Below are 26228 nucleotides of genomic sequence, written 5' to 3'. Positions count from 1 at the left end.
CCGTGGGCAACTGGTTCCAGGTCTTCGTCGACCTCGACGCGACCGCCGACGAGACGCCCCGGCTGGCCCGGCGCGTCGTCGGCGCCTTGGCGGCCGAGGGCGTCGTCCTCGCCGAGCGCACCGACTGCGTCCTCGGCCTGCCGTCGGGCCACCCACCCGGCCCCGGCTGGCAGCGGTACGCGACCGACGACTGGGACTGGGCCCCGACCGACGGACTCGCCGTCCACACCGGGCGCACCTGCTTCCACAGCGGCCCCGACATGCCCGGCGCCGCCGTCTGCCCGCGCTGCGCGGCCGCCACGCCCCTGGACGAGGACGCCTGGCCGCGCTTCAACGCGGCGATGGAGACCTGGCACGACACCGGCACCGCGTCCGTCGACTGCCCCGCCTGCGGCGCGGCCGTCGCCCTGCCCGACTGGGCGTGGGACGACTGCCCCCTCGCCTTCGCCCACCTCGGCTTCGAGTTCTGGAACTGGCCCGACTTCACCCCCGCATTCCACGCCCGGCTCACCGACCTCCTCGACGGCCACCGCACGGTGTACCTGTTGGGCGGGATCTGACCCGCGCGTTGTCAGTGGCGGGCGCTACGGTGCGCGGCATGGGGGACACGTTCCAGACGATCGCCGACCCGGACGCGTCGGCACAGGACGCGGCACGCCTCGCCGAACGCGTGGTCGAGTGGCTGGTCGCCGAGGGCATCGTGCTCGCCGAAGCCGCGCCGGGCTGGGCCCTGAGCGAGCACCCGGCCCACCCGCCCGGCCCCGACTGGCACAAGGCCGTCACCGACGCCCGCTGGGGCTCGCCGGAGGGCGTCGCCGTCCACACCCGGCCCAAGGTCTTCTACAGCCTCGGCGACTCCGACACGCACGCGGTGACCTGCCCCCGCTGCGGTGGGACCACCACGGTGGCGGACGACGTCTCGGCCCGCTTCAGCACCGCCATGGGCACCTGGGACGAGACGGGGGCCGCCGACGTCGACTGCCCCGCCTGCGCGGCGACCGTCCCCCTGCCCGCCTGGACCTGGAGCGACGACGTCTTCGCCTTCGCCCGCCTCGGCTTCGAGTTCTGGAACTGGCCCGCCCTCAGCGAGGACTTCCGCACCCGGATATCGGGCTTCCTGGAAGGTCACCGCACGGTGTTCCTCCAGGGCAAGATCTGACCCGCGGCCCGGCTCAGGGGCTGAGCCGCTCCACCCGCCAGCTCCCGTCCGCCCGCGCCACATACCGCAGCCGGTCATGGAGCCGGTTCTCCCGCCCCTGCCAGAACTCCACCGACTGCGGCGCCACCCGGAACCCGCCCCAGTGCGGCGGCACCGGCACCTGCTCGCCCTCCGGGTAGCGGGCCGACAGCTCGGCGTAGGAGGCTTCGAGATCCGCCCGGGTGGAGATCACCGAGGACTGCGCGCTCGCCCACGCGCCCAGCTGGGAACCGTGCGGCCGGGTCCGGAAGTACGCCGCCGTCTCGTCCCGCCCGGTCCGCCGGGCCACACCCGAGACGATGACCTGCCGGGCCATCGGATACCAGGGGAACAGCAGCGAGACGTACGGGTTCTCCGCCAGGTCCCGCGCCTTTCGGGAGTCGTAGTTGGTGTAGAACACGAACCCCTGCTCGTCGAACTGCTTCAGCAGCACCGTGCGCGAGCTGGGCCGGCCGTCCGCGTCCGCCGTCGAGACGACCATCGCGTTCGGCTCGAACAGCCGGCCCTCCGTCGCCGCCTGCCGGAACCAGCGCGCGAACTGCTGCACCGGCGTCGCGGCCAGATCGGCCTCGGCGAGCCCCTCCTCGCGGTAGTGCTTGCGCATCGCGGCGGGGTCGGGAGCGGGGACGGCGTCGTGGTCGGTCACGTCGTCATCTTGCCGTATGCCCTACCGCCGTACGCCACGGTGTCCTTCATCACTGCGTGGCACTGAGTGCCGCGAAACCTCCCCAAGGCTGGCACTCGGGGATATCGTGCAGATGCCGTCCCGGTGGGGTGACCGCCGAACGCACGGGGCATCACCCGAGTGACCGCTCGGGACCGCGAGCCGCCCACAGGCCGTGGATCCACGGGGCGATCGCCCACGTCAGCACCCACGTCCGCGCCCGCCCACCACCCGTCGCACACATCACGAGGAGCCGCCTGATGTCCGACTTCGTACCCGGACTCGAGGGAGTCGTCGCGTTCGAGACGGAGATCGCCGAACCCGACAAGGAGGGCGGTGCCCTCCGGTACCGCGGTGTCGACATCGAGGACCTGGTCGGCCATGTCTCCTTCGGCAACGTCTGGGGCCTGCTCGTCGACGGCGCCTTCAACCCCGGCCTGCCGCCCGCCGAGCCGTTCCCCATCCCCGTCCACTCCGGGGACATCCGCGTCGACGTCCAGTCCGCGCTCGCCATGCTCGCCCCCGTGTGGGGCCTGAAACCCCTCCTGGACATCGACGCCGAGCAGGCCCGCGAGGACCTGGCCCGCGCCGCCGTCATGGCCCTGTCCTACGTCGCCCAGTCCGCCCGCGGCCAGGGCCTGCCCATGGTCCCGCAGAGCGAGATCGACAAGGCCCAGTCCGTCGTCGAACGCTTCATGATCCGCTGGCGGGGCGAGCCCGACCCCAAGCACGTGGCCGCGGTCGACGCGTACTGGACGTCGGCGGCCGAGCACGGCATGAACGCCTCCACCTTCACCGCCCGCGTCATCGCCTCCACCGGCGCGGACGTCGCCGCGGCGCTCTCCGGAGCCGTCGGCGCCATGTCGGGCCCTCTGCACGGCGGCGCCCCCTCCCGCGTCCTGCACATGATCGAGGAGATCGAACGCACCGGGGACGCCGAGGCGTACGTCAAGAAGACCCTCGACAAGGGCGAACGCCTCATGGGCTTCGGCCACCGCGTCTACCGCGCCGAGGACCCCCGCGCCCGCGTCCTGCGCCGCACCGCCCGCGAACTGGGCGCCCCCCGCTTCGAGGTCGCCGAAGCCCTGGAGAAGGCGGCCCTGGAGGAACTGCACAACCGCCGCCCGGACCGCGTCCTGGCGACGAACGTCGAGTTCTGGGCCGCGATCATGCTGGACTTCGCCGAGGTCCCGGCGCACATGTTCACCTCGATGTTCACCTGCGCCCGCACGGCGGGCTGGTCGGCGCACATCCTGGAGCAGAAGCGCACCGGCCGCCTCGTGCGCCCCTCCGCCCGCTACATCGGCCCGGGCCCCCGCGACCCGCGCGACATCGAGGGCTACTCCGACATCGCCCTCTGACCGCCCCCGAGAACGCAGACGACCCGCGAGCCTGGTCCTCCTGAAGGAGGAGCCGGTCGGACGTACCGGCAGCTCGCGGGTCGGGTGACTGCTTGAGATTGGGCCGGCTGCACGCGTCGCACACGCGCTGGTCCGGCACCGCACTGAGTGTGGTGACGGGCCGCTAGCCCGCAGCCACCTCACGCGTCCGGGTTTCACTCATGTACCCGATCACCTCCTCTCCGGTGTACGCGCCAGCCTAAGAAGCGTCCTGGAGGCGTTCAAGTGGTTTTCCTAGGCATGGGCGGTACGGGTTCCCGGCGGGCGGCGTCGTGAAAGGCATGTGCCGGGAGACCACGGCCCGGCCCCTGCCCAGCAGCTCTCGGGCGCGTGCCGGGTGGCAGGGCATGAGTGGCCGGCCCTCCTTGGAGAGGACGAGGACCCCGCCCGCGCCGACACCGCCCTGGTAGGACAGCTCGTGTCCGGGAGCGTCACCGCTCCCGTTCTCTGCCGTCGTCGCTGCGTTGACAGCGACCCCGGCGTGACGCCGGCGGGCCTTGGTGCCACGCCCGCCGGTCTCCCCTCGCCCATGTTTCCCGTCGGTGCCCCGCGCGGTGGCGGGGTGGCCGGGCTGGTCACTCTGCACCCGCTCGGTCGGAGACGGGTTCCGGATGGTGGCCGGGGAGCGAGTGACCTCCCTTCTCGTGTGCTGATCACGCTAGCGATCGGCGCTGGTCGGAGTGCCACACATCCGAGAAATCACTCATCGGGACCCTGTTCCGGTCAGGCGGTGACCGTGGCCAGCAGGTTTCTCACCAGAGGGCTTTCGTCGGTTGAGCGCCAGCCGATCGAGACCGTGGTGCGGGGGGTGGTCGCGGGGAGGGGGCGGAAGGTGATGCCGGTGAGGCGGATGCGGCGGATGGCGGCGGGGGCCAGGGAGACGCCGAGGCCGGTTTCGACGAGGGCGCAGACCGTTTGCCATTCGACGGCGTGCTGGGTGACGCGCGGGGTGAATCCGGCGTCGGCGCACAGGGCGGTGATGCGGTCGTGGAGGCCGGGGCCGGCCTCGCGGGGGAGGAGGACGAAGGGGGAGCCGGCCAGGGCGGCCGGGGGGAGCGCGCGGTGGCGCGCGGCCAGGGGGTGGGAGGCGGGGAGGACGGCGACGAAGGGCTCCTCCAGGATCGTCCGGAAGGACAGGTCCTCATCGTGCTCTGGGGGTTCGCGGAGGAGGCCGACGTCGAGGGTGCCGTCGCGCAGGGCGGCCAGTTGCGGGCCGGTGGTCATCTCGCGGATGTCCAGGTGGACGCCGGGGTGGCGGTCGCGGTGGGTGCGGAGCAGGCCGGGCAGCACGGTCAGGGCGAGGGAGGCGGCGAAGCCGATGCGCAGGCGGCCGGTGCGGCCCTCGGCGGCGGCGCGCGCGGCGGCCAGCCCGTCGGCGAGGCCGGTCAGCGCCCGGCGGGCGGCGGGGAGCAGTTCCCGGCCGGCCGGGGTGAGGGCGACGGGGCCGGGCGCGCGGGTGAACAGGGGGTGGCCGACCTTGTCCTCGAGGCGTCGGATCTGCTGGCTGAGCGGGGGCTGGGCGATGCCGAGGCGGGCGGCGGCGTGACCGAAATGCAGTTCCTCGGCGAGTACGACGAAGGCGTGCAGCTGGGGGAGGGGGAGCAGAGGGCTGGCCATGTCTCCGGCGTACAACGATTCCTCGTGGATTCCTCGCAATCTTGCGGGAACCATATGTGGGCTGCGTCACGTTCGAGTTGAATGATGGGTGGTGGGCGCGACTGGCGCGCCGTACGTGCGGACACAGCCTGCAGGGGGTCCAGGTGAGTGCTTCCCGGCGTAGTGGGACCACCGACGAACTGGGGCCGGACGAGCCCGAGCGGGACGGTTCCGATCTGCTCGCCGCGCTGTTGGACGGCATGGACGCCGCGTTGTGCGCGTTCGACGCCGACGGGGTCCTCACGCACTGGAACCGCGAGGCGGAGCGGATCCTGGGATGGACCGCGGCCGAGGCCGTGGGCCGGCACGGGTTCGCCGGGTGGGCGGTGCGCAGCGCGGACGCCGAGGAGGTGGAGGCGCGGCTGCTGTCGGCGATGCACGCGCCGGGGCGGCAGGTGCACGAGTTCGCGCTGCTGACGAAGGACGGCGGGCGGGTGCTCGTACGGACCCAGTCGGCGGCGGTGCGCGGGCCGGACGGCAAGCCCGCCGGCGTGTACTGCGCGTTCAGCGAGGTGCACACGCAGATCGACCTGGAGCGGTCGATCGCACTGAGCGAGGCGCTGTTCGAGGACGCGAGCTGGGGTGTGGTGCTGGTCGACGCCGATCTGCGGCCGGCCGTCGTCAACGCGCACGCGGCGCGGGCGCTGGGTCTCGGGCGTACGGCGGTGCTGGGCCGGCCGCTCGGGGAGCTGCTGGCGCAGGGCGTGGAGGAGCTGGAGAGCGCGCTGACGCACGTACTGGCGGAGGGCGCGCCGCCCGCGCCGGCGGAGATCTGGGTGAGTGTGCGCACCCCGGACGGGGAGCGGCGGCGCTGCTGGCGCTGCGGGTTCGTACGGCTGTCCTCGCCGCTCGCGGAGGAGCCGGTCCCGTTGGGTGTGGGGTGGCTGTTCCAGGACGTGACCGAGGCCAAGCAGGGCGAGCAGGAGGCGTCGCTGCTGAGGTTCCGGACGAGTCAGCTGCACCGGGCGGCGCGGGCGGCCGCCGAGTGCGAGGACCCGGTGGAGGCGGCGACCGTCCATCTGGACTTCGCGCTGGCCGGTTTCGCCGACCACGCGCTGATCGACCGGGTGGCGGGCGGTGCGGTCGTGGACGGGGAGGTGGAGGGGCCGGTCCGGCTGGTACGGGTGGCGGCGACGCCGTCGGGTGACCCTGGTCCGAGCCTGTCCGCGGGGTACGCGGGGCTGCCGGTGCGGTACGCGGAGGGTCATCCGGCGTTGCAGTGCGTGGCGCGGATCGGCACCGTGCGGGCCAGTGTGGGTGCGGTGGGCGCGGAGCAGTCGCGGGCGTGGGCGCTGGCCCGCCGGTGGCCGGAGGACGCGGTGCACGCGCTGTGCGCGGTGCTGCGCAGCCGGGGGCGGACGCTGGGCGTGGTGACGTTTCTGCGGGGGAGCGGACGGCACGCGTTCGAGCGGTCCGACACGGCGTACGCCGAGGACGTCGCCGGACGGATCGCGACGGCGCTGGACCTCGCGGAGCTGGTGGGGCCGAATCGGTAGAGGGCCCGGATCGGTGCCGGGCCCCTGAGGCCCTGGCTTCAGTGCCGGTAGAAGATCCGGTCCCGGTACTGATCCAGCACGCGGCCGTTCCACTCGTGGCCGCCGTCGACGTTGCCGGAGCGCAGGAGCGGGGGCTCGATGCCGCGTTCGGCGAGGGTGCCCGCGGCGGTGGCCATGACGGCCTGGAGGAGGGCCGTGGTGACGACCGTGGAGGCGGGCGCGAAGGGCGCCGGGACGCTGTCGAGGGTCAGCTCCGCGTCGCCGACGGCGATCTTCGAGTCGAGGACGATGTCGCAGTGGTCCTTGAGGTAGGTGCCGGAGGCGTGCCGTGAGGTGGTTTGGGTGGTGTAGGCGACCGAGGTCACGCCGATGACGCGGATGCCGAGGGCGCGGGCGTTCATCGCCATCTCGACGGGCAGGGCGTTGCGCCCGGACAGGGAGATGATCACGAGGACGTCGCCCGCGCGCAGGGGCGAGCTGTCGAGGACGGCGGCGGCGAGGCCGTCGACGCGTTCCAGGGCGGAGCCGAGGGTGGCGGGCATGACGTCGACGCCGACGACTCCGGGGACGGCGAGCAGGTTCATCAGGGCGAGGCCGCCCGCGCGGTAGACGACGTCCTGCGCGGCGAGCGAGGAGTGGCCGGCGCCGAAGGCGAAGAGGCGGCCGCCGGCGGCGACGGTGTCGGCGAGCAGGTTGCCGGCCGCGGCGATGGTGCCGGCCTCCTCGTCGCGGACGCGTTGCAGCAGGCCGATCGCGGCGTCCAGGTACTGGTCGGCCAGCTTGCTGTCGCCCATGCGAGCTCCTTCGCTCCGTTGCGGGGGCTGTGCGTGTGTGGTCGTGCGGGTCGGTCGCGGCGTGCCGCGGGTGTGCCGCAGGTGTGCCGCGGATGTGACGCGTGTGTGCCGCGGATCACCGTGCGGTCTGGACCACTGTGCTGTCAATACGGGGGTGGGCGGGGCGAACCGGGGCGGGCCCGGGCGCACCACCGCGCGCGTCCGCGTCGGCTTCCCGGCCGCCGCCCTCCCCGGGTTTCCACGGCGCGACCCGGTTGTCAGCGGCATCCGGCAGAATTGATGCCAGGGCCAGCGCACGCGCCGAAGTGCCGTCGAGCCTTCGGCAGAGCTAATCGAGGGGCACGTATGTCCGGACTGATCGACACCACGGAGATGTATCTCCGCACCATCCTCGAGCTGGAGGAGGAAGGTGTGGTCCCCATGCGCGCCCGGATCGCCGAGCGGCTCGACCAGAGCGGGCCGACGGTCAGCCAGACCGTGGCGCGGATGGAGCGTGACGGCCTGGTCTCCGTGGCCAGCGACCGGCATCTGGAGCTGACCGACGAGGGCCGTCGGCTGGCCACGCGCGTGATGCGCAAGCACCGGCTCGCGGAGTGCCTGCTCGTCGACGTGATCGGCCTGGAGTGGGAGCAGGTGCACGCCGAGGCCTGTCGCTGGGAGCACGTGATGAGCGAGGCCGTCGAGCGGCGGGTGCTGGAGCTGCTGCGGCACCCCACCGAGTCGCCGTACGGCAACCCGATTCCGGGCCTGGAGGAGCTGGGCGAGAAGGACGGCGCGGACCCGTTCCTCGACGAGGGCATGGTCTCGCTGGCGGAGCTGGACCCGGGCCTGGAGGGCAAGACGGTCGTGGTCCGCCGTATCGGCGAGCCGATCCAGACGGACGCGCAGCTGATGTACACGCTGCGCCGCGCGGGTGTGCAGCCCGGTTCGGTGGTGAGCGTGACGGAGTCGGCCGGCGGTGTGCTGGTGGGCAGCGGTGGCGAGGCCGCCGAGCTGGAGGCGGACGTCGCCTCCCATGTCTTCGTCGCCAAGCGCTGAGGACTCCCTCTACGGATCCCGGACTGCGTGACCCGAATCGCAGCGCCCGGACGCCCCGCGTGCCAGGCTGTCGCCGAGGCTTATGACCGCGAGGGGTGGGGCGGATGGGTCACGCGGCGGCGTTTTCAGCGGAGGGCCCCGGCGCCTTGTGGCGCCGGGGCCTGTCCTCCCCTTTTCCGACCCGGAGCCCCGAGCTCTCAGGGTCGTCCCCCTCGGACCGTTTTCCCCGAGCGGTCCGCCTCCCGCTGAAGATCTCCCCCCGGTGGCGGCGATCATGCCTTGAGCGGGGTCACTCGAACGAGGGGTGTTGTCCGCGGAGACCGGATCTTCGAATGGGCTTTCGATAGTCTGCGGGGCGGACAGCACAGCAGTACCTGAGCACCACGGACAGCAGGCGGTACGAGCGAAGCTTGGGGGGTGCCCGGCCATGGCGCGACGCATCGACGTGACCGGTGTGGGCGGTGTACGTCTTGCGGCCTGGGAGTTCGGCGACCCGCCGAAGACCGACTCCGACCCGGCCCACACCTCCCCCGGCGTGCTGTTACTCCACGGCCTCATGGGCCGCGCCTCCCACTGGGCGTCCACCGCCCGCTGGCTCTCCGCCCGGCATCGCGCCGTCGCACTCGACCAGCGCGGCCACGGGCAGAGCGAGAAGCCCCCGCGCGCCGCTTACACCCGCGAGGCCTACGTCGACGACGCCGAGTGCGCCCTGGAACAGCTCGGCCTCGGCCCGGCCGTCGTGGTCGGCCACGCGATGGGCGCGCTGACCGCCTGGCAGCTCGCCGCCAAACGCCCCGACCTGGTACGCGGGTTGATCATCTGTGATATGCGGGCGTCCGCGCTCGGTGCCGCGTCACAGCGCGAGTGGGCCGACTGGTTCAAGGCCTGGCCGGTCCCCTTCGCCACCCTGGCCGACGTACGCAAGTGGTTCGGTGAGGACGACCCCTGGGTGGAGCGGCCGAATCCGGCGCGCGGCGAGTTCTACGCCGAGGTGATGACCGAGTCCCCGGACGGCTGGCGGCCCGTCTTCGAACCCGAGCAGATGCTGAAGTCCCGCGAGACATGGGTCTACGACGCCCACTGGGAGGAGCTGGCGCAGGTGCGCTGCCCCGCCCTGGTCGTGCGCGGCCTCGACGGGCAGCTGGGCCGGGCCGAGGCGCAGGAGATGGTCCGCGTGCTGCCCCACGGCGAGTACGCGGAGGTCGCCGACGCCGGCCACCTCGTCCACTACGACCAGCCGGAGGCCTGGCGCTCGGCGATCGAGCCGTTCCTGGACGGCGTTCTCACGGCCTGAGACACCTCGGCAAGGCTTGAGACACCTCCGGGGGCGCACTGCGAGGCTCACCCCGCCCCGGTGCGAACCCCTATCGGTCCCTGCCGCACGCGTAGGCCAGCGGCGAGATCAACTCCTCCGCGTCCGGCAGCCATCGGTTCGCCGGTGTGGGGCGGCACGCCCACTGCACGGCCCCCCGCGACCCGTACCGCGTGGGAGGAGCGGCGACATAACCGCCCTCCCCCAGCGCCACCAGGTCCAGCGACGACAGCGACCACCCCAGCTTCCGCACCAGGTCCGGCACCTTCGCCGCCGCACCGGGAAGGACGAAGAACTGCATCCGCCGCGCCGGCGTCAACGTGACCGGTCCCAGGGTCAGTTCCATCCGCTCCATCCGCGCCAGCGCCAGGAAGCCCGCCGTCTCCGGCACGGAGATCGCGTCGAACGTACGCCCCGTCGGCAGCAGGATCGACGCGTTCGGCTGCTTCTGCCACATCCGGCGGGCGACGGTCGCGCTGCCCGTCGCCTGCGTCGCCCAGTCGGCGCGTGCGGGGTGCGCGCCGGGCTCCTCGCACAGCGCGTTGCCGCAGGAGCACCGCTGGTTTCCGTCGACCGCCTCCAGCCAGGTGCCCGGGAACACGTCCCAGTGGCGCTCCTCGGCGTAGCGAACGGCGGTCTCCAGCAGCGATTCCCCGCGCTGCTTCGGAATCTGTGCGGCTTCGGTGGCCGGGATCGTCTCTTCCACGTGGAACTCAACTCCCGCGCCCACCTCGGGTTACGGCCACCTGCGCGCGCCGGGGAGGAGCATCGATTCGGCGTCCGGGGCGCATGGGTGCACGGGTGGGGGCGCGCGGGAGGATCCGTGGCGGTACCTGGGTAGCCAGGAGAGGGGACGGGTGGGTACGGGCTCCGCCTTACCCCGGCAATCCGCGCATGCCTCGCAATTCCCTGGCATGTCCGCATTTTCGGTATGAGCACGGGGCATTGATCTTCACGACCGGATTCCTCGCCACCGGCGACGGGGTGCGGCCGGGGAAGAAACGACAACTCGGTGCACGGGCAGGCACCGCAGCCACAGGGGGTTAACGCCATGGCCGCAAGGCCCCTCGTCGCGCGGCAGCCGAACGAACGGCTGCAGGCGCTCATCCAGGAAGCGGGTTGCTCGAACGCCGGGCTCGCCCGCCGCGTCAACATGTGCGGCGCCGAGCACGGTCTCGACCTGCGCTACGACAAGACGTCCGTGGCCCGCTGGCTGCGCGGACAGCAGCCGCGCGGACGTGCGCCGGCGATCATCGCCGAGGCGCTGGGCCGCAAACTCGGCCGTACGGTCACGATCGACGAGATCGGCATGGCCAACGGCAAGAACCTCGCGTCGGGCGTCGGCCTCCAGTTCTCGCCGACGGTACTGGGGGCCATCGAGCAGGTCTGCGAGCTGTGGCGCAGCGACGTCGGGCGCCGCGACTTCCTGTCCGGTTCGTCCGTCGCCGCCTCGGCGCTGGTCGAGCCGAGCCGGGACTGGCTGATCTCGGCGCCCGACGCGCAGGTGGCCCGCGCGGCGGGCCCCCGCGTGGGCCAGTCCGACGTGGCCGCCGTGCGGTCGATGACCCAGGCGCTGGTCGACCTGGACCACCAGTACGGCAGCGGGCACGTCCGCCCGGTCGTCGTGCACTACCTCAACAGCGTGGTCTCGGGCCTGCTCGCCGGCTCCTACCGGGAGGCCGTCGGCCGCGAACTGTTCGCCGCCGTCGCCCGGTTGACCGAGCTGGCCGGGTACATGGCGGTCGACACCGGCCAGCCGGGCCTCGCCCAGCGCTACTACATCCAGGCGCTCCGCCTGGCCCAGGCGGCCGGCGACCGCGGCTACGGCGGTTACGTCCTCGCCGCGTCCATGAGCCACCTCGCCGCCCAGCTCGGGAACCCGCGTGAGATCGCCCAGTTGGCGCGGGCGGCGCAGGAGGGGGCGCGGGGGCGCGTGACCCCGCGCGCGGAGTCCATGTTCCACGCGGCGGAGGCGCGCGGTCACGCCCTCCTGGGAGACGCGCGCGCCGCCCAGGCGGCGGCCGGGCAGGCGGTGAGCGCCCTGGAGCGGGTCGACCCGGACGCCGGGGACGACCCCGCGTGGATCGCCCACTTCGACGAGGCCTACCTCGCCGACGAACTCGCCCACTGCCACCGGGACCTGGGGCAGGCGGAGGCCGCCGCGCGGTGCGCGCAGCAGTCCCTGGACGGGCACCCCGAGTCGCGGGCCCGGCGGCGCGCGATCGGCTATGTGCTGCTCGCCACGGCGCAGGTGCAGCAGCGCGAGATCGAACAGGCCTGTCACACGGGGCTGAAGGCCGTGGAACTCCTGGAGGGCCTGCGCTCCAACCGGGGCGCCGAGTATCTGGAGGACCTCCAGCAGCGGCTGGAGCCGTTCCGGGACGAGTCGGTGGTAAGGGAGTTCGGGGCGCGGCTGGACCTTCAGCACGCCGCGTGAACGGCGACCGTGCGGCGCGGTGAATCCAGGGGAAACAGCCGGTTGAGGGGCAGGAGGTGACATAAACAGCGGGCCGCGCGGTGGTTTTGTTACCGCCGTCACAGGGCAGGAGGTCTTGCCCTGTGCTGCGTGGCACCTGGCTCGGGGGACCCGGTAGCGTGAGCCGACGATTCCGAAGGTCCCCCATTCGTAGGAGTCCCGGTGACGCAGAGTGGACAGGGCGAGGAGCCCTCGGCGCGACCCGCGCGCGAAGGCATCGTGCTGCCCTCCGACGGTGGCGAGCCCGTGCTGCCGGGTGCGCAGCCCGGCCCCGGCCGCCCCGCCGACGGCCCGCTTCCGGCCCAGGCGCCGCCCGGCGGGCAGGCCTGGGGGCAGCCCTGGGGGCCCGGTCAGCAGCAGAGCGCTCCGCCGCAGAACTGGCCGGCGGCGCCGGACCAGGCGTGGGCCGCCCAGCAGGGCGGCTATGGCGCGCCCCAGGCCCAGCAGCAGCCGCAGCAGGGCACGGGTGCCGGTCCGCTGCCGCCCGAGGGGGCGCCCGGACCGTCGTACGGCGGTGCCGCGGGGGCGTACGGCGCTCCGGGGTATCCGACGCAGGGCGACGCCCCGTCCCATGCGGCGCCGGGCGGTGCTCAGGGGCCGTACGCGGCACCCGCCGCCGGCGCGCCGCTGCCGCCCGCCGCCGGCGCGCCGCTGCCGCCCGCCGCCGGCGACAACCCGACGCACTACATACCTCCGGTCGGTGCCGGTCCCGCGCCCGGGACGCCCGGAGCCGCGCCCGCCGGCGACAATCCGACGCACTACATACCGCCGGTCGGTGCCGGTCCCGCGCCCGGGACGCCCGCCAGGCCCGGCGTCGACAACGCGACCCAGTACCTGCCGCCCGTACGGCCCGCCGCCGCGTCCGCCGACGAGGGTGCGACGCAGTACCTGCCGCCGGTGACGCCGGGTGCGCTGCCGCCCGAGATGCCCGCCGGGCCCGGCCCCGAGCGGCCCGCCGAGACCACCCACTACCTGGGCCGCGCCAACCAGGGCGGCGCACCGGGAGCGGTTCCGCAGCCCGGGCCCGACGCCGAGGCCACCCAGTACATCCCGCCCGTGGCGGGGGCGGGGCGGCAGACGCCCGCCGAGTTCGACAACCTGTTCCGCGCCCAGGGCGCCGAGGGCACCCAGCAGCTGCCCCGCGTCCCGGACGCGCAGACGTCCGCGCCGTCGTACGACGAACCCCGCGCGGGCCGGGGCCGCGGGGGCCGTACCGGCTCCCGGGTGCCGGTGATCGCGGCGTGCGGCATCGGTATCGCGGTGATCGGGATCGGCGCGGGCGCGCTGCTCGCCGGTGGCGGTGGTGACGAGGAGTCGCCCGAGACCGTGTCCGCCACGGCTCCCGCGAGCGAGTCCGCGTCCGCCTCCCCGTCGCCTTCCGCCGACCCGGCCGAGCAGCAGGCGATCGAGCTGGACAAGCTGCTCGCCGACAGCGGTGACAGCCGTACCGCGGTGATCAACGCGGTGAACGACGTGAAGTCCTGCAGCAACCTCGGCCAGGCGGCCGAGGACCTGCGGGACGCGGCGAAGCAGCGGAACGCGCTGGTCACCCAGCTGTCCGCGCTGTCCGTCGACAAGCTGCCGAACAACGCGGAGCTGACCACCGCGCTGACGAAGGCCTGGAAGGCGTCCGCGTCCGCCGACAACCACTACGCGGCCTGGGCCGACCAGGTCGCCGGGCAGAAGGGCAAGCTCTGCAAGAAGGGGCAGGCCCGCGGCACCGGCCAGACCCAGGCCGGCAACCGGGAGAGCGGCACCGCCACCACGCAGAAGGCGGAGGCCGCCAAGCTGTGGAACGCGATCGCGAAGACGTACGGCCTGACCGAGCGGGAGCCCACCCAGCTGTGAGCGGCGGGGCCGGGTCAGCCGGTCTCCGAGCCCTCCAGCGTCCGCGTCACGTCGATGAAGCCCTTGCGGGCCGCGACCAGCCGGCCGTCGCGGACGACCTGGAGGGTGACGTTCGTGTTGACCAGGCGCGGCAGGCCGACCGAGGCGAGCCGGTCCTGGAACCTCCAGCGCAGGGTCGGGGTGAGTCCGCCGGTGCCGACCTCGACGCCGTCGTCCAGGGCCTGGCGGACCGTGGTCGACGTCACCTCCTCGTCGCCGCTCAGCCCGTCGACGACCGCCTGGAAGACGGTGTACGCGATCCAGGTGGTCTGCACTCCGGCGTCCGCGGGGTCGATCCGGGTGTCGGAGAAGGCCTGCTCGCGGACGACCCGCTTCATCTCGTCCCAGCGCTCGTCGGTCTCCACCGGGTACCAGCCGGTGATGTACGCCCCCTCGTACGGCCCGGAGGGGCCGCCGGAGGCGTCGATGACGGTCTGGTCGACGCTGCCCAGCACGGTGCCGGTGCGCACCTCGGGGTGGTTCTCCCGGGCGCGCCGGAAGGAGTCCATGAAGGTGCTGGTGCGGTCGCCGAGCGCGGGCACCACGCAGCCCTGCTTCGACGAGTCGGAGGTCGCCCGCCGCAGCGCCCCCTCCGCCTGGGCGGTGAACTCGGTGGCGTCCTCGGCGGCGCGCAGGTCGGTCGCGGGCGCGTGGCCGCCGGCCTGGAGCCCGGAGTCGATCAGCCCGGGCAGCGCGTCGCCCGCGATGGTGTCGGGCCGGACCAGGGTGACCGGGCCGCAGCCGGCGGAGAGCTCCCTGCCGAGTCCGGCCAGCAGGGTGGGCTGGCCGCCGTTGACCGGGTAGGACAGCGGGCTGGTGAACTCGTTGCTCGTGATGCCGTAGCCGCCTATGTAGGGGATTCCGGCGCCCTCCAGGACCGGGAAGAAGGAGTCGGCGTGCTGGCTGTAGGACCCGACGACCGCGACGACGTTCTCCTTGACCGCGCGCCGGGCGCACTTCGCGGCGTCCACGCTGTCGTTGTGGTCGTTGCAGATCAGCACCCGCAGCTTGCGGCCGTCGATGCCGCCCTGGGCGTTGACGTGGCGGGCGTAGGCGAGGGCGAGGGCGGGCATGCCGGGCTTGTTGGTCGCGTTCGTGTCCGACGGTGCCCAGGTCATGACGGTGATGGTGTCGTCCCCGGAACCCCCCGTGATGCCGGGGACGACACCACACCCGGCGGCGAGCGAGGCGCACGCCACCATGGCGGTGACCGCGCGGACGCCCGCTCTGGCGGATCGGCTGATGTCGGGGAGGAATGTGCTGCGGGTGGGTCGCCTGCCGGTCATGGGTCCGCACGATTCCGTCACATCGCTAACCTGGGAGTGACCGTCGGTCAACGACGGGTGACGTACAGGTGAATTACGGGGGCCGGTGAGCGTCCCGCTGGGGGGAACGTACGATCGATGACCGTGCAAGGTGTCCAAGGTTCGGTGAACTCTTCCCGTCGCGGCCGTCGCTCATCCACGATGGGGGGCATGCCTCTGAACGACATGCCGTGGTGGCGCTGGCGCAGCAACGTGCGCTCGGCGCTGCACATGCTCTCCGACCCGGTGTTCCAGCGGGACGTCTGGCTGGCGGGTGTCGAAGGGTACGGAGACGTGACCGACGCCGTGTACCGCCTGGTCGAGGACACCTGGCTGGACCACTGGTCCGCCGAGAAGTACGTCGGCACGATCTTCCGCGACTCACAGGAGGCCGCGCTGGTCGACACCGCGGTGCTCCGGGTGCTGCGGATCATGCACCAGGTGGGCCCGGACGCGCCGGTGTCGTCGTACCTCGACAACCCCGGCTGGCCGGAGGCGGTGCGGGCGGCGCGGGACGCGCATGTGCGGATGGCGGCCAGCGACGGGGACGACCCGGAGGCGGCGCCGCGCACGCTCGAGGTGCTGCGCATCATGACGCGGTCCGCCTAGCGGTGCGTACGGCGGTCCGTCTAGCGGGACGGTTGCCGGGACTCGAGGTCGTTGTGGGACCCTGTCCTGCATGAATGAGCAGTCCACCGGAGCCGCGGCCCGAGCCGACCAGTACGTCCTCACTCTCTCCTGCCCGGACAAGCAGGGCATCGTGCACGCCGTGTCGAGCTACCTGTTCATGACCGGCTGCAACATCGAGGACAGTCAGCAGTTCGGTGACCACGACACCGGTCTGTTCTTCATGCGGGTCCACTTCTCGGCGGAGTCGCCGGTGACGGTGGAGAAGCTGCGGGCCAGCTTCGCGGCGATCGGTGACTCCTTCCACATGGACTGGCAGATCCACCGGGCCGAGGAGAAGATGCGGGTCGTGCTCATGGTCAGCAAGTTCGGGCACTGCCTGAACGACCTGCTGTTCCGGGCGCGGATCGGTGCGCTGCCGGTGGAGATCGCGGCGGTGGTGTCGAACCACACCGACTTCGCGGAGCTGGTGGGGTCGTACGACATTCCGTTCCACCACATCCCGGTGACGAAGGAGACCAAGGCGGAGGCCGAGGCGCGGCTGCTGGAGATCGTCCGCGAGGAGGGCGTGGAGCTGGTCGTGCTGGCCCGCTACATGCAGGTCCTCTCCGACGACCTGTGCAAGCAGCTCAGCGGGCGGATCATCAACATCCACCACTCCTTCCTCCCGAGCTTCAAGGGCGCCAAGCCCTACCACCAGGCGCACGCGCGCGGTGTGAAGCTGATCGGCGCGACCGCGCACTATGTGACGGCGGATCTCGACGAGGGGCCGATCATCGAGCAGGAGGTCGAGCGCGTCGGGCACGACGTCACGCCGGACCAGCTGGTCGCCATCGGCCGTGACGTGGAGTGCCAGGCGCTGGCCCGGGCCGTGAAGTGGCATGCGGAGCGCAGGATTCTGCTGAACGGCCGGCGGACGGTCGTCTTCGCCTGAGTCCTGAGTCCTGAGTCCTGAGTCCTGGGGCCTGAAATCTGACGCGTGAGGCCTGATTCCTCAGGCCTCACGCTCTTACATCCGGCTCAGGCTCGCCGCCGCGAACAGGACGTCCTTGATGGCCTCGCGGTCGCCGTCCTGGCCGGCCGCCGCCTCGTCGGGGGAGACGTGGCCCGCGGCCAGTCTGCAGAACTCCACGCCGTCCAGGGCGACATGGGCCACCTCCAGGTCGGTGGAGGGCGCCGCCGCCGGGGAGTCGAGGGGGATCAGCCACTCGCCGCCGCCGGAGCCCTCGATCTCCAGGCGCAGGGTGCGGCCGGGTTCGCCGGCCGTGACGAGGTGGCGGCCCGGTCGCGCGGGCGCCGCGAGTCCCGCGCGGCGCCGGTCGGCCAGCACCTGCGGCAGCACGCGCGCGGCGAGGCCGATCATGCGGTTGAGGTGGCGCCCGGACGGCGGTGCGTACGGGTAGTCCACCGCGTCCGCGATGTCCTCCGCGTGCACCCAGCACTCGAACGCCCGGTCGACCATCGCGGCGTGCAGCGGCAGGTCGAAGTCGCCGTACGGCACCGACACCCGCCCGGCGCCGCTGCCGGTGAAGGCCACCGTCCGTACGATGCCGTGGCTCTGCTCCCGCCAGGGCCCGCGGACGGACCGGGTCGGCGGGAAGTGCGACGCCCGCCAGTACGCCTCCGTGCGCCCAGCCGGAGTGGGCCGCTCCGCCTCGGTGTCGCCCAGCGGGTCGTCCAGCCCGAGGGCACGCGCGACCAGTCCGTCGACGGCGAGGAGATGGGCGATGACCCCGGCGACGGTCGTCCGCCGGCTCGTCGCCTCCTTGCCGTCGTACCAGCGCAGCCGGACCGGCGCGTGCCACTCGGAGTCCCCGAAGTCCTGGAGCAGCGCGTCGAGGCGCGCGGTCTCGGCGTCGTACGCGGCGGCCCAGGCGGGCACGGGGATGCGCGGCGGCCGGCGGTCCAGGCAGGTCTCCAGGACCCGGGTGCGCAGCGACGGGTCGAGGTCGAGGCTCTCGGGCGGATGCAGCAGCCCGACCGCCTCGCGCAGCCGCCGTGCCTCGTCCGCGCAGTTGCCGCAGTCGCCGAGGTGCTCCTCGACGGCCGCGGTCTCCTCCGGCGAGCACGCGGACAGAGCCCAGGCGCCCAGCAGGGACTTCAGGACGGGGTGCGCCAGCCGGAGCGGCATGGGGGCGGGCGTCATGGCCGCGCGCAGTTCGTCGAGGGCGGGCAGGGGAAGGCCGCCGTCCTCGACGGAGGCGCGGGGCGGCGGTATCCGCGGCGGCTGCCGCGGGGTGCCCGGGGCTGGGGTGTGCGTCCGGTCATCGTGGGTGCCGCCGTCCTGGCTCCGCTGCTCCTCGTCGCCGTCAGGGTCATGGTGGTCATGGGGGTCGTCGGGGTCGTCGTGTTCGCCGAACGGGCCGGGCTCGGTCACACCGCACCTCCGTATCCGGGCGGTGCTCCGGGCGTGCCGGCGTCGTGGGCCGTGGACAGGAGCTGGAGGCCGAGGCGGAGGCGGCGGCGGGCCTCGTCCTCGGTGACGCCGAGGTCGATCGCGGTCTGGCGGTAGTCGCGGCGCTGGAAGTAGGCCAGTTCCAGGGCGGCGCGCAGCGGGGCCGGCATGGACTGGACGATGAAGTCGGCGCGGGCGGCCACGGAGGCGTGGCGGACCTTGTGCTCGAGTTCCTCGGAGGTGCCGTGGCCGCCTTCGAGGGCGGCGGTCTCGGTGGCGCGCAGGCGCTGCACGGCGAGGCGGTGGGTGAGGTGCGCCACCCAGGAGCGCAGCGGGCCCTGTCCGGGGTCGTAGCTCTCGGGGTGCTGCCAGACGTGCGCGAAGACCTCGCGGGTGATGCCGTCGGCGGCGTGTTCGTCGCCGAGGACGCGGTGGGCGAGGCCGTGGACGAGGGTGGCGAAACGGTCGTAGAGCTCGCCGAGGGCGGCGGCCTCGCCGCGGGCGAGGCGCTGCTGCATCCTGCGGTCCCAGCGGGGTGGTGCGTCCTTCTTCGGCATAGGGCCCCCTCCCCCTGTGTCGGCGCTGTGTCCGGTCGTGACTTCAGCGTGCGTCCACCGTTGTCCCGAATGTAGTCGGCACGTCTGACAACGCACGCCCCTTTGTGGCATTGTGCGCCCCCGACGGGCGGCGGGTGATAACGGCCCTTCTTTTTGTGGCGGTTACCCGACCATTCTGTACACAGACGTGTCTGTGATCTGATCGAACAGGATCGAAGTGGACTAAAACAAGCCCTTTCCGATCGCCATCCGTTTCCGGTGCGGTGTTTCAGGGAACGGCCGGTGGGCAGCCGCGCTGAAAGGAAGCGTAGGGACTGCTTCCGTTTCCAGGGGGCGGTTCGAGGGAAGTTCCGGCGGACGAAGGGCATGGTGGTGGCGTTCAATGTGACCGGTGGCGAGCGGGGCGAGTGGGCCGTGCTCCATGTGTCGGGCGAGCTGGACCTGGTGACGTCGCCGGTGCTGCGGCAACGGGTGCACGACGTGGTGGCCGAGGGCCGCCACAGCCTCGTACTGGACCTCTCCGAGGTGTTCTTCTGCGACTCCAGCGGCGTCGGCGTGCTCATCGCCGCCCGCCGTCTGCTGCGCTCCTGCCAGGGCCGGCTGCGCCTCATACTCCCCGCGGAGGGCGCGGTCGACGGCTCCCACGTCAACCGGGTCCTGGGCGCGCTGGGCGTCCGCCGGCTGTTCGACGTCCACCCCGACCTCGCCTCCGCCGTCGAGGAGGAACCCCGCCCGCTGTCGGCCTGAGGCCTCCGCCACATCGTTGTCCCGAAATTCCCCCGGTCTTGGCACAACCGTCGTTTTCCCGCTCCTCGACCGCCCCCGCCGTCGTACGCTCCGTGCGAGACGCACCCCACGTGAGGTAAGGCGGCCCGAGAAGACATGGTCAGCAGCGAGAACGAGCGCAGGATCGCGGCCAGGTTCGCCACGTTCGACCAGGACGGCAACGGCTACATCGACCGCGAGGACTTCAGCGGAGCGGCCAAGGCGCTGCTCGCGGAGTTCGACGTCGCGGCGCGGTCGGACAAGGGGCAGGCCCTGTACGGCGGCGCCGAGGCGTTCTGGCAGGGCATGGCGGGGATCGCGGACCGGGACGGTGATCAGCGCATCACCCGGGAGGAGTTCGTCACCGGTGCCGTGAAGCGGCTGCGGGACAACCCGGACCGGTTCGCCGAGATCGCCCGGCCGTTCCTGCACGCCGCCATCGACGTCGCCGACACGGACGGCGACGGCGCGGCGACCGTCGAGGACACCGCGCGGGTGCTGAGCGCGCTGGGCGTGCCCGAGGACGTCGCCCGCGCGGCCGCCGCCGCGCTGGACGGCGACGGCGACGGCAAGGTCGGCGAGGCGGAGATCGTGCCCGCCTTCGCGCGTTACTTCACCGTCCCCGAATAGCGCTCCCGCAGCTTGTACTTGAGCACCTTCCGCAACGTCTTCCCGCGCGGGAGGGCGTCCACCACCTCCAGCCGCTCCGGCAGCTTGTGGACGGACAGCCCCTCCGCGCGGAGGTGGGACGTGAGCGCGTCCAGGGTCAGCTCCCGGGCGCCCGGCGGCTGTTCGGCCACCGCGCACACCAGCTCCCCGCGGTCCGCGTCCGGCAGGCCGATCACCGCCACGTCGGCGATGTCCGGATGCCGGTGAGGACTTCCGTCATGCCGTACCCGTGCGGGAGCCGCACCCCCACCTCCCGGACCACCGCGTGGTACAGCTCCGGCGGTTTCGGCGCCCCGCCGCCCGCGCGCAGCCGCAGCGAGGGCACGACCGGCGTGTCCGGCCGTGGTGCCCGAGCCGGCCGTGCGGCACGCCCGCACCAGGGAGCAGTTCGGGCGGCCGATCGGCGCCTTCCAGGCCGTCCAGCACCTGTGCGCGGAGCTGCTGGTGCGCCTGGAGACGGCCCGGGCCGCCGTCTACGCGGCCGCCGTCACCGCCGACCCGGCGGACATCGCCGCCGCCCGGCTGCTCGCGGACGAGGCCGCGGTGCGCGGCGCCCGCGACTGCCTGCAAGTCCACGGCGGAATGGGATTCACCTGGGAGGCGGAGGTTCATCTGCATCTGAAGCGGGCCCGGGTGCGCGCTCACCGTGGAGGCGGCGGCACGGAGAGTGAGGAACTGCTCGCGGCCGGGCTGCTGATGGAGGCGGGCTGAGCGGCGCTGGGCTGGGGTGTCGCGAGAACTGTGGAGAAGCGGGGAGTCCGGTTCTGGCCAATGTCGCGGATCGTGGCACAGGGATGTCACGGAGCGTCACATTGTGCGGTGTTCCGCGTGTGACCCGCCACGTCCCGGAGCGTGCGTTCGCCTCCGGTACCTTGTGGGGGACGCGCCGCATTCCGGCTGTTCGACTCGCTGCGGCGAGGGTCGCACAGTATGCCGCACGGGTACTCCTTCGCGCGGGAATATGCCCGAAGCGCTTGTTGGGGTGACGGTGTGTCAACGAAGCTGTGCTGCAAGGGATTCACATTCCGTGACCCTTGCTCTGGTCGTTGTTCTGGTCATGCAGAAAATGGCTACGATCGTGGCCCTCGTGAGGCGCGAGCCTCGGTGTCCATCGGTTCGGATGGTGTGAGCGGTGCAGGTGCTTCAAGTGCAATTGGAGATCCGGCCCGACCCCGCTGAAGTGGGGCGGGCGCGGAGGTGGGCACGGGCGCGGCTCGCCGGGTCCGCGATAGCGGCCGACGAACCGCTCGCCGAGACGGTGATCCTGCTCGTGTCCGAACTGGTCACCAACGCCGTCGTGCACACCGGCCGCCCCGCCGTGCTGTGCCTCAGCCTGCCCCGGGCCCCCGCCGCCGAGTCGGCGACCGTCCGCCTGGAGGTCGCCGACGGCAGCACCCGCGCGCCGGTGCCCCGCTGGGCCGACGGCGACGAGACCGGCGGCCGGGGCCTCGCGCTCGTCGACGGCCTCGCCGACCGCTGGGGCTGGCAGCAGGAGGACGCCGGCAAGCGCATCTGGTGCGAAGTCGACCGCCATGCCGCCTCGCGCGCGGGGGCGATGGCCTACGGCGGCGGGGCGGCGGCGTACGAAGGGTGCAAGGGGCTGGCGTACGAAGCCGTCTGACGCGGAGCCGGCCTGGCGGGGGCACGGGTGCACGTGATCGGGTGGGCGGTGCCGTGGGGCGGGGCGATGCGCCCGGATGTGCTTCCGTGCGCGCCTCCGGAAAAACGGACCTTAAGTGATAAATCCTCGGACGGGTGTTGACGCCGCGTGTCCGTTTGATCACGCTTGTGGTCAGCGATTCGCCGCGAGGGGACGACGAGGGCTTCGGTGACGGGAGTCCTCGGCGAGTGTGGGTCGTGAACCGGCGTCGGTTCTCTCGGGGGCCACGAGGAACCAGGGGTGGGTGCGCCGGGCCGGATGGCGGCGCGCGGTGCCGTGCTCGGGGCGGGCGACCTCGCGCCGCCAACCGGACTCCCAGGGGGAGCGGCCCTTTTCAGAGAATCGCGACCGGCGCGACCGGGCTCCCCGTCGCGCCGACGAACGGCTCGGGTTTCGCCGAGAGCAGGAATGAGCAGCGGCCCGTTTGTCCACAGGCTGTGGACAACTCTTCGAGATTCCAGTTCTGCCCTGCGGCATACCCGTCTGTGGAGTCGGTCGGGGCGGGTGTCACCCACGTCCGTCCCGGGGACCGTGTGGCACGGGCGGTGCCGACCTTCTGAGGCGAACTCGCGTTCGGTCGTGCGGTGTTGGCCGGAGTTGTCCACAGGGCGGGGAAATCCGGTGGGAGTTGTCGGTGCCGCCGCCTAGCGTCTGCCGCATGACCTATCGCGACCTGGCCACCCGGCCCGTTCTGACCTGGTCCCTCGTGGCCGTCGCCGCCCGGATGCCGGTGGCCATGGCCCCGCTGGCCGTGGTGTTCCTCGTCCGGGAGCGGCCCGGCGGGTACTCGCTGGGCGCGCTGCTCGCCGCGGCCTATGTGCTCGGGGAGATCGTCGGGGCGCCGCTGCTCGGCATGCGGGTGCGGCCCGAGCGGGCGCGGCGGCAGATGAGCGCGGGGCTGGTCGTCGGGGCGGTCGGGTTCGCCGGACTGGGGGTGCTGCCGGGGGCGCCCGCCTGGCTGCTGGCCGGGTGCGCCTTCCTCGCCGGGTCCGCGCCCGCCGCGTCGGCCGGCGGACTGCGGTCGATGCTCACCGGACGCCTCGTGCCCAAGCACGCCGTGGCGCAGGCCCTGTCCGTCGAGTCGATGCTGATGTCCGGGATCTGGGCCGTTTCCCCAGCCCTCGTCACCGGGCTGGCGCTGGGCGTGGCGCCGTGGGTGCCGCCGCTGCTCGCGGCCGGACTGGTGCTGGCGTCCGCCGCCGGGCTGTGGCTGCTGCCGGAGGGCTGGGACGTGGAGGAGTCCGCCGTCGAGGGCCGGTCCATGCTCCGGCTGCTCGGCGGGGCCTGGCCGGTGTACGTCACCGGAGCGGCCAGCATCTCCCTGCTCGCCCTCGCCGAGCTCCTGCTGCCCGCGCTGCTCGAACAGCGGTCGATCGGCGTCGGCTGGTCGGGGCCGCTGCTCAGCCTGTTCGCGCTCGGCTCGGCGGTGGGCGCCTTCCTGTACGGGGCGCGGTCCTGGCCGGGCCGGCTGCGCACCCGCAGCGTGGTGCTGATGGGCGGGGTGTCCGCGTGCGCGACGCTGGTCGCGCTGATACCGGACACCGCCGGGATCGCTCTCGCGCTGACCGCCGCGGGCGTGCTCCAGGCGGGCGCGATCATCACCCGGAACCTGGCCCTCCAGGAGGTCCTTCCGTCGAGCGCGCTCGCCGCGGGCTACTCCGTGATGTACGCGGCGGCGAGCGCCGGGTACGCGGTCACCGGGTCCGCGGCGGGCGCCCTGCTGGAGGTGACCACCCCGGACCGGGCGATCCTGGCCGGGGTGGTGCTGACGCTGGCGATGGTGGCCGTGGGCGCCTGGGGCGAGGGGCGGCTGGGCCGGCGTACCGCCGAGCCGCCGGCGGCCGGGACGTCGTCCGCGAAGTCACCCGCGCGTGGCGGTGCCGCCGCGGCGGCCTCCGGCGCCGTCGCCGCCCGCCCGGAAGGTCCGGCGGTAGGCGGTGGGGGTGACGCCGAGCGCGGCCTGTAGGTGCTGGCGCATCGACTGGGCGGTGCCGAAGCCCGCGTCCCGGGCGACCTGGTCGACCGACAGGTCGGTGGACTCCAGCAGATGGCGGGCGTGTTCGACGCGCTGCTGGGTGAGCCACTGGCCGGGGCTGACGCCGGTCTCCTCGCGGAAGCGGCGGGTGAAGGTGCGCACCGACATGGCCTCCTGCTCGGCCATGTCCCGCAGCTGGATCGGCTCGTGGAGACGGCCGAGCGCCCAGGCGCGGGCCGTGGTCGTGGTGGCCTGCTGCGGGTGGGGCACCGGGCGCTGGATGTACTGGGCCTGGCCGCCGTCGCGGTGCGGCGGGACGACCGTGCGCCGGGCCACCTCGTTGGCGACGGCCGTGCCGTGGTCGCGGCGCACGATGTGCAGGCACAGGTCGATGCCGGCGGCGACCCCGGCGGAGGTCAGGACGTCGCCGTCGTCGATGAACAGCACGTCCGCGTCGACCTTGATCCGGGGGAACATCCGCTGGAAGCGTTCCGCGTCGGCCCAGTGGGTGGTGGCCGGGCGGCCGTCCAGGTAGCCGGCGGCGGCGAGGACGTAGACGCCGGTGCAGATGGAGGCGAGCCGGGTGCCGGGGCGGATGTGCGCGAGGGCGGCGGCCAGTTCCCCGGTCAGCACGCCGTCGTCGTAGAGCGGGCCGAGTTCGTACGACGCGGGGACGATCACCGTGTCGGCGGTGGCCAGGGCCTCCGGGCCGTGGGCGATCTGCACGGCGAAGTCGGCGTCCGTCTCGACCGGGCCCGGCGGCCGCACCGAGCAGGTGACGACCTCGTACAGGTGCCGCCCGAGCGCGTCCCGGGGACGGCTGAAGATGCGGTGCGGGATGCCCAGCTCGAAGGGGAGCAGCCCGTCCAGGGCGAGGACCACGACGCGGTGCGGGCGGAACTCGGGGGCGCCGTCCGGTTCGGTGCTCGGCTCACGGGTCATGGCCCGATCCTAGCGAACGCTGTCCCTCGGGCCACTCGATCGGACCGGACCGCTACCGGAAGCTCGATGTCGTGACCCAGACAACCGATGCGACCGCCGTCGACGACACCCCGAAGGGCTCCCGTCCCGCCCGGTCCCGCCGTGTCCACCGCGCCTGGTTCGTCGCCGCCGTCACCTTCGTGACGATCATCGGCGCCGCCGCCTTCCGCTCCCTGCCGGGCCTGCTCATCGACCCCCTGCACCAGGAGTACGGCTGGTCACGCGGCACGATCGGCGCCGCCGTCTCCGTCAACCTCGCCCTCTACGGCCTCACCGCGCCGTTCGCGGCCGCCCTGATGGACCGCTTCGGTATTCGGCGGGTGGTCGCGGCCGCGCTCGTGGTGATCGCGCTGGGCTCCGGGCTCACCGTGTGGATGACGGCCGCCTGGCAGCTGCTGCTCTGCTGGGGACTGCTCGTCGGACTGGGCTCGGGCTCGATGGCACTGGCCTTCGCCGCCACCGTCACCAACCGCTGGTTCACCGAACGCCGCGGCCTGGTCACCGGCATCCTCACCGCCGCGTCCGCCTCCGGGCAGCTGATCTTCCTGCCGCTGCTGTCCTGGATCGTCGAGACCCACAAGTGGCGCCCGGCCGCCGTCACCGTCGCCCTCGCCGCGCTCGTCGTCGTCCCGTTCGTGTGGCTGCTACTGCGCGACCACCCGGCCGACGTGGGCCTGAAGCCGTACGGCGCGAAGGAGTTCGTGCCCAAGCCCGCGCCCGTGCCGGGCGCCGCCCGCCGCGCGGTCACCGTCCTCTTCAAGGCCGCCCGCACGGGCCCGTTCTGGCTGCTGGCCGGCACCTTCGCGATCTGCGGGGCCTCCACCAACGGCCTGATCCAGACCCACTTCGTGCCCGCCGCCCACGACGAACACATGCCCGTCCAGGCCGCGGCCTCGCTGCTCGCGGTGATCGGGGTCTTCGACGTGGTCGGCACGATCGCCTCCGGCTGGTTCACCGACCGCTTCGACGCGCGCCGCCTGCTGGCGGTCTACTACGCCCTGCGAGGCGTCTCGCTGCTCTTCCTGCCGATGCTGCTGGGCCCGTCCGTGCAGCCGCCGATGATCTTCTTCATCGTCTTCTACGGCCTCGACTGGGTCGCCACCGTCCCACCCACCGTCGCCCTGTGCCGCGAGCACTACGGCGAGGACAGCGCGATCGTCTTCGGCTGGGTGCTGGCCTCCCACCAGGTCGGCGCCGCGCTGGTCGCCTTCCTCGGCGGCGTCGCCCGCGACGTCTTCGGCACGTACGACATGGTCTGGTACGCGTCCGGCGCGCTGTGCGCGGCGGCGGCGCTGATGGCCCTGGTGATCCGGCACCGGCCGGCCGCCGCGCCCCTCGCGGCGGCCTGAGCCGGACGGCCGCGAGGGGGTGGCG

At 73.1% G+C, this 26228-nt stretch carries 24 protein-coding genes and 3 pseudogenes; 16 read left to right on the top strand and 11 right to left on the bottom strand.

The window, feature by feature from the left end:
* Window positions 1-2: 2 nt before the first annotated feature.
* Window positions 3-560, top strand: coding sequence for a hypothetical protein (locus tag AMK31_RS18120; protein ID WP_073941575.1), 558 nt, complete (start codon window positions 3-5; stop codon window positions 558-560).
* A 38-nt stretch (window positions 561-598) separates the two neighbouring features.
* Window positions 599-1159 carry a hypothetical protein gene (locus AMK31_RS18115; protein WP_073941574.1) on the top strand — a complete coding sequence of 187 codons (561 nt, stop codon included), beginning with the start codon at window positions 599-601 and terminating at the stop codon, window positions 1157-1159.
* 13 nt (window positions 1160-1172) lie between these two features.
* Here AMK31_RS18115 and pdxH read toward each other — a convergent pair whose 3' ends face one another.
* On the bottom strand, window positions 1173-1844 hold the full coding sequence (gene pdxH, locus AMK31_RS18110) for a pyridoxamine 5'-phosphate oxidase (protein WP_073941573.1): 672 nt from the start codon (window positions 1842-1844) through the stop codon (window positions 1173-1175).
* A gap of 278 nt (window positions 1845-2122) precedes the next feature.
* Here pdxH and AMK31_RS18105 point away from each other — a divergent pair, with 278 nt between their 5' ends.
* Window positions 2123-3223, top strand: coding sequence for a citrate synthase 2 (locus AMK31_RS18105; RefSeq protein ID WP_073941572.1), 1101 nt, complete (start codon window positions 2123-2125; stop codon window positions 3221-3223).
* A gap of 238 nt (window positions 3224-3461) precedes the next feature.
* Here AMK31_RS18105 and AMK31_RS42130 read toward each other — a convergent pair whose 3' ends face one another.
* Complete coding sequence (locus AMK31_RS42130; RefSeq protein ID WP_274535966.1) at window positions 3462-3848, bottom strand: RRXRR domain-containing protein; 387 nt, start codon at window positions 3846-3848, stop codon at window positions 3462-3464.
* Window positions 3849-3985: 137 nt separating this feature from the next.
* A complete protein-coding gene (locus AMK31_RS18095; protein WP_073941571.1) occupies window positions 3986-4879 on the bottom strand; it encodes a LysR family transcriptional regulator in 894 nt (297 codons plus the stop codon).
* Between the two features lie 143 nt (window positions 4880-5022).
* Here AMK31_RS18095 and AMK31_RS18090 point away from each other — a divergent pair, with 143 nt between their 5' ends.
* The gene (locus AMK31_RS18090) at window positions 5023-6414 is read left to right on the top strand and encodes a PAS domain-containing protein (RefSeq protein ID WP_073941570.1); all 1392 of its coding nucleotides are present in this window, start codon (window positions 5023-5025) and stop codon (window positions 6412-6414) included.
* A 38-nt stretch (window positions 6415-6452) separates the two neighbouring features.
* Here the strand turns inward: AMK31_RS18090 and AMK31_RS18085 are convergent, their stop codons facing one another.
* Window positions 6453-7208: an SIS domain-containing protein gene (locus AMK31_RS18085; protein WP_073941569.1), complete on the bottom strand. Its 756-nt coding sequence runs from the start codon at window positions 7206-7208 to the stop codon at window positions 6453-6455.
* A 345-nt stretch (window positions 7209-7553) separates the two neighbouring features.
* On the opposite strand from AMK31_RS18085, the gene AMK31_RS18080 reads away from it, so the two are divergent.
* Entirely contained in the window at window positions 7554-8246 is a 693-nt protein-coding gene (locus AMK31_RS18080; RefSeq protein WP_073941568.1) for a metal-dependent transcriptional regulator, read from the top strand.
* A 427-nt stretch (window positions 8247-8673) separates the two neighbouring features.
* Entirely contained in the window at window positions 8674-9540 is an 867-nt protein-coding gene (locus AMK31_RS18075; protein WP_073941567.1) for an alpha/beta fold hydrolase, read from the top strand.
* Window positions 9541-9610: 70 nt separating this feature from the next.
* Here AMK31_RS18075 and AMK31_RS18070 read toward each other — a convergent pair whose 3' ends face one another.
* Complete coding sequence (locus AMK31_RS18070; RefSeq protein ID WP_073941566.1) at window positions 9611-10264, bottom strand: bifunctional DNA primase/polymerase; 654 nt, start codon at window positions 10262-10264, stop codon at window positions 9611-9613.
* A 345-nt stretch (window positions 10265-10609) separates the two neighbouring features.
* Between AMK31_RS18070 and AMK31_RS18065 the strand changes: the two genes are divergently transcribed.
* Both AMK31_RS18065 and AMK31_RS18060 read left to right on the top strand, forming a co-directional pair.
* Window positions 10610-11995, top strand: a complete 1386-nt coding sequence (locus AMK31_RS18065; RefSeq protein ID WP_073941565.1) for a transcriptional regulator — start codon at window positions 10610-10612, stop codon at window positions 11993-11995.
* Window positions 11996-12196: 201 nt separating this feature from the next.
* Window positions 12197-13882, top strand: coding sequence for a hypothetical protein (locus tag AMK31_RS18060; RefSeq protein ID WP_073941564.1), 1686 nt, complete (start codon window positions 12197-12199; stop codon window positions 13880-13882).
* Window positions 13883-13896: 14 nt separating this feature from the next.
* Here AMK31_RS18060 and AMK31_RS18055 read toward each other — a convergent pair whose 3' ends face one another.
* Window positions 13897-15207, bottom strand: coding sequence for an ABC transporter substrate-binding protein (locus tag AMK31_RS18055; RefSeq protein ID WP_073941563.1), 1311 nt, complete (start codon window positions 15205-15207; stop codon window positions 13897-13899).
* A gap of 180 nt (window positions 15208-15387) precedes the next feature.
* Between AMK31_RS18055 and AMK31_RS18050 the strand changes: the two genes are divergently transcribed.
* Window positions 15388-15834: an SCO4402 family protein gene (locus AMK31_RS18050; protein ID WP_437058949.1), complete on the top strand. Its 447-nt coding sequence runs from the start codon at window positions 15388-15390 to the stop codon at window positions 15832-15834.
* Between the two features lie 70 nt (window positions 15835-15904).
* Window positions 15905-16786, top strand: a complete 882-nt coding sequence (gene purU / locus AMK31_RS18045; RefSeq protein ID WP_073941561.1) for a formyltetrahydrofolate deformylase — start codon at window positions 15905-15907, stop codon at window positions 16784-16786.
* A 75-nt stretch (window positions 16787-16861) separates the two neighbouring features.
* Here purU and AMK31_RS18040 read toward each other — a convergent pair whose 3' ends face one another.
* Both AMK31_RS18040 and AMK31_RS18035 read right to left on the bottom strand, forming a co-directional pair.
* Entirely contained in the window at window positions 16862-18229 is a 1368-nt protein-coding gene (locus AMK31_RS18040; RefSeq protein ID WP_073941560.1) for a zf-HC2 domain-containing protein, read from the bottom strand.
* Window positions 18226-18804 (bottom strand): sigma-70 family RNA polymerase sigma factor, encoded by a 579-nt coding sequence (locus tag AMK31_RS18035; RefSeq protein ID WP_073941558.1) that lies wholly within the window; start codon window positions 18802-18804, stop codon window positions 18226-18228. Before AMK31_RS18035 ends, AMK31_RS18040 begins: the two co-directional genes overlap by 4 nt.
* Before the next feature lie 366 nt (window positions 18805-19170).
* On the opposite strand from AMK31_RS18035, the gene AMK31_RS18030 reads away from it, so the two are divergent.
* Together AMK31_RS18030 and AMK31_RS18025 are read left to right on the top strand one after the other, a co-directional pair.
* Window positions 19171-19551, top strand: a complete 381-nt coding sequence (locus tag AMK31_RS18030) for an STAS domain-containing protein (protein WP_073941557.1) — start codon at window positions 19171-19173, stop codon at window positions 19549-19551.
* Between the two features lie 135 nt (window positions 19552-19686).
* Entirely contained in the window at window positions 19687-20199 is a 513-nt protein-coding gene (locus AMK31_RS18025) for an EF-hand domain-containing protein (protein ID WP_073941556.1), read from the top strand.
* Here AMK31_RS18025 and AMK31_RS18020 read toward each other — a convergent pair.
* Window positions 20178-20581: pseudogene (locus AMK31_RS18020) on the bottom strand (AMP-binding enzyme); the annotation flags it as partial. The gene AMK31_RS18025 and the pseudogene AMK31_RS18020 sit on opposite strands and share 22 nt — an antisense overlap.
* Before the next feature lie 8 nt (window positions 20582-20589).
* Between AMK31_RS18020 and AMK31_RS18015 the strand changes: the two are divergent.
* Together AMK31_RS18015 and AMK31_RS18010 are read left to right on the top strand one after the other, a co-directional pair.
* Window positions 20590-20949 (top strand): annotated as a pseudogene (locus tag AMK31_RS18015) (acyl-CoA dehydrogenase family protein); the annotation flags it as partial.
* 436 nt (window positions 20950-21385) lie between these two features.
* Complete coding sequence (locus AMK31_RS18010) at window positions 21386-21859, top strand: ATP-binding protein (RefSeq protein ID WP_073941554.1); 474 nt, start codon at window positions 21386-21388, stop codon at window positions 21857-21859.
* Window positions 21860-22232: 373 nt separating this feature from the next.
* Here the strand turns inward: AMK31_RS18010 and AMK31_RS41595 are convergent.
* A pseudogene (locus tag AMK31_RS41595) lies at window positions 22233-22379 on the bottom strand (cyclase family protein); the annotation flags it as partial.
* A 177-nt stretch (window positions 22380-22556) separates the two neighbouring features.
* On the opposite strand from AMK31_RS41595, the gene AMK31_RS18005 reads away from it, so the two are divergent.
* Window positions 22557-23864 carry an MFS transporter gene (locus tag AMK31_RS18005; RefSeq protein ID WP_073941553.1) on the top strand — a complete coding sequence of 436 codons (1308 nt, stop codon included), beginning with the start codon at window positions 22557-22559 and terminating at the stop codon, window positions 23862-23864.
* On the opposite strand, the gene AMK31_RS18000 is transcribed toward AMK31_RS18005, so the two are convergent.
* On the bottom strand, window positions 23760-24815 hold the full coding sequence (locus AMK31_RS18000) for a GlxA family transcriptional regulator (RefSeq protein WP_073941552.1): 1056 nt from the start codon (window positions 24813-24815) through the stop codon (window positions 23760-23762). The two genes, AMK31_RS18005 and AMK31_RS18000, sit on opposite strands and share 105 nt — an antisense overlap.
* A 71-nt stretch (window positions 24816-24886) precedes the next feature.
* Between AMK31_RS18000 and AMK31_RS17995 the strand changes: the two genes are divergently transcribed.
* A complete protein-coding gene (locus tag AMK31_RS17995; protein ID WP_073941551.1) occupies window positions 24887-26203 on the top strand; it encodes an MFS transporter in 1317 nt (438 codons plus the stop codon).
* Window positions 26204-26228 lie beyond the last annotated feature (25 nt).

It is taken from the genome of Streptomyces sp. TSRI0107 (assembly GCF_001905845.1).
Taxonomy (GTDB): domain Bacteria; phylum Actinomycetota; class Actinomycetes; order Streptomycetales; family Streptomycetaceae; genus Streptomyces.
Note: the sequence above shows the minus strand (reverse complement) of the source record. Positions and strands in the feature narration are given on the sequence as shown.

Bases quoted from the DNA above. Each gene is read 5' to 3' on its own strand.
- AMK31_RS18115 (WP_073941574.1), top strand. From the start codon at position 599: ATGGGGGACACGTTCCAGACGATCGCCGACCCGGACGCGTCGGCACAG.
- AMK31_RS18105 (WP_073941572.1), top strand. From the start codon at position 2,123: ATGTCCGACTTCGTACCCGGACTCGAGGGAGTCGTCGCGTTCGAGACG.
- AMK31_RS18095 (WP_073941571.1), bottom strand. From the start codon at position 4,879: ATGGCCAGCCCTCTGCTCCCCCTCCCCCAGCTGCACGCCTTCGTCGTA.
- AMK31_RS18085 (WP_073941569.1), bottom strand. From the start codon at position 7,208: ATGGGCGACAGCAAGCTGGCCGACCAGTACCTGGACGCCGCGATCGGC.
- AMK31_RS18080 (WP_073941568.1), top strand. From the start codon at position 7,554: ATGTCCGGACTGATCGACACCACGGAGATGTATCTCCGCACCATCCTC.
- AMK31_RS18075 (WP_073941567.1), top strand. From the start codon at position 8,674: ATGGCGCGACGCATCGACGTGACCGGTGTGGGCGGTGTACGTCTTGCG.
- AMK31_RS18065 (WP_073941565.1), top strand. From the start codon at position 10,610: ATGGCCGCAAGGCCCCTCGTCGCGCGGCAGCCGAACGAACGGCTGCAG.
- AMK31_RS18055 (WP_073941563.1), bottom strand. From the start codon at position 15,207: ATGACCGGCAGGCGACCCACCCGCAGCACATTCCTCCCCGACATCAGC.
- AMK31_RS18050 (WP_437058949.1), top strand. From the start codon at position 15,388: ATGGGGGGCATGCCTCTGAACGACATGCCGTGGTGGCGCTGGCGCAGC.
- purU (WP_073941561.1), top strand. From the start codon at position 15,905: ATGAATGAGCAGTCCACCGGAGCCGCGGCCCGAGCCGACCAGTACGTC.
- AMK31_RS18035 (WP_073941558.1), bottom strand. From the start codon at position 18,804: ATGCCGAAGAAGGACGCACCACCCCGCTGGGACCGCAGGATGCAGCAG.
- AMK31_RS18030 (WP_073941557.1), top strand. From the start codon at position 19,171: ATGGTGGTGGCGTTCAATGTGACCGGTGGCGAGCGGGGCGAGTGGGCC.
- AMK31_RS18025 (WP_073941556.1), top strand. From the start codon at position 19,687: ATGGTCAGCAGCGAGAACGAGCGCAGGATCGCGGCCAGGTTCGCCACG.
- AMK31_RS18005 (WP_073941553.1), top strand. From the start codon at position 22,557: ATGACCTATCGCGACCTGGCCACCCGGCCCGTTCTGACCTGGTCCCTC.
- AMK31_RS18000 (WP_073941552.1), bottom strand. From the start codon at position 24,815: ATGACCCGTGAGCCGAGCACCGAACCGGACGGCGCCCCCGAGTTCCGC.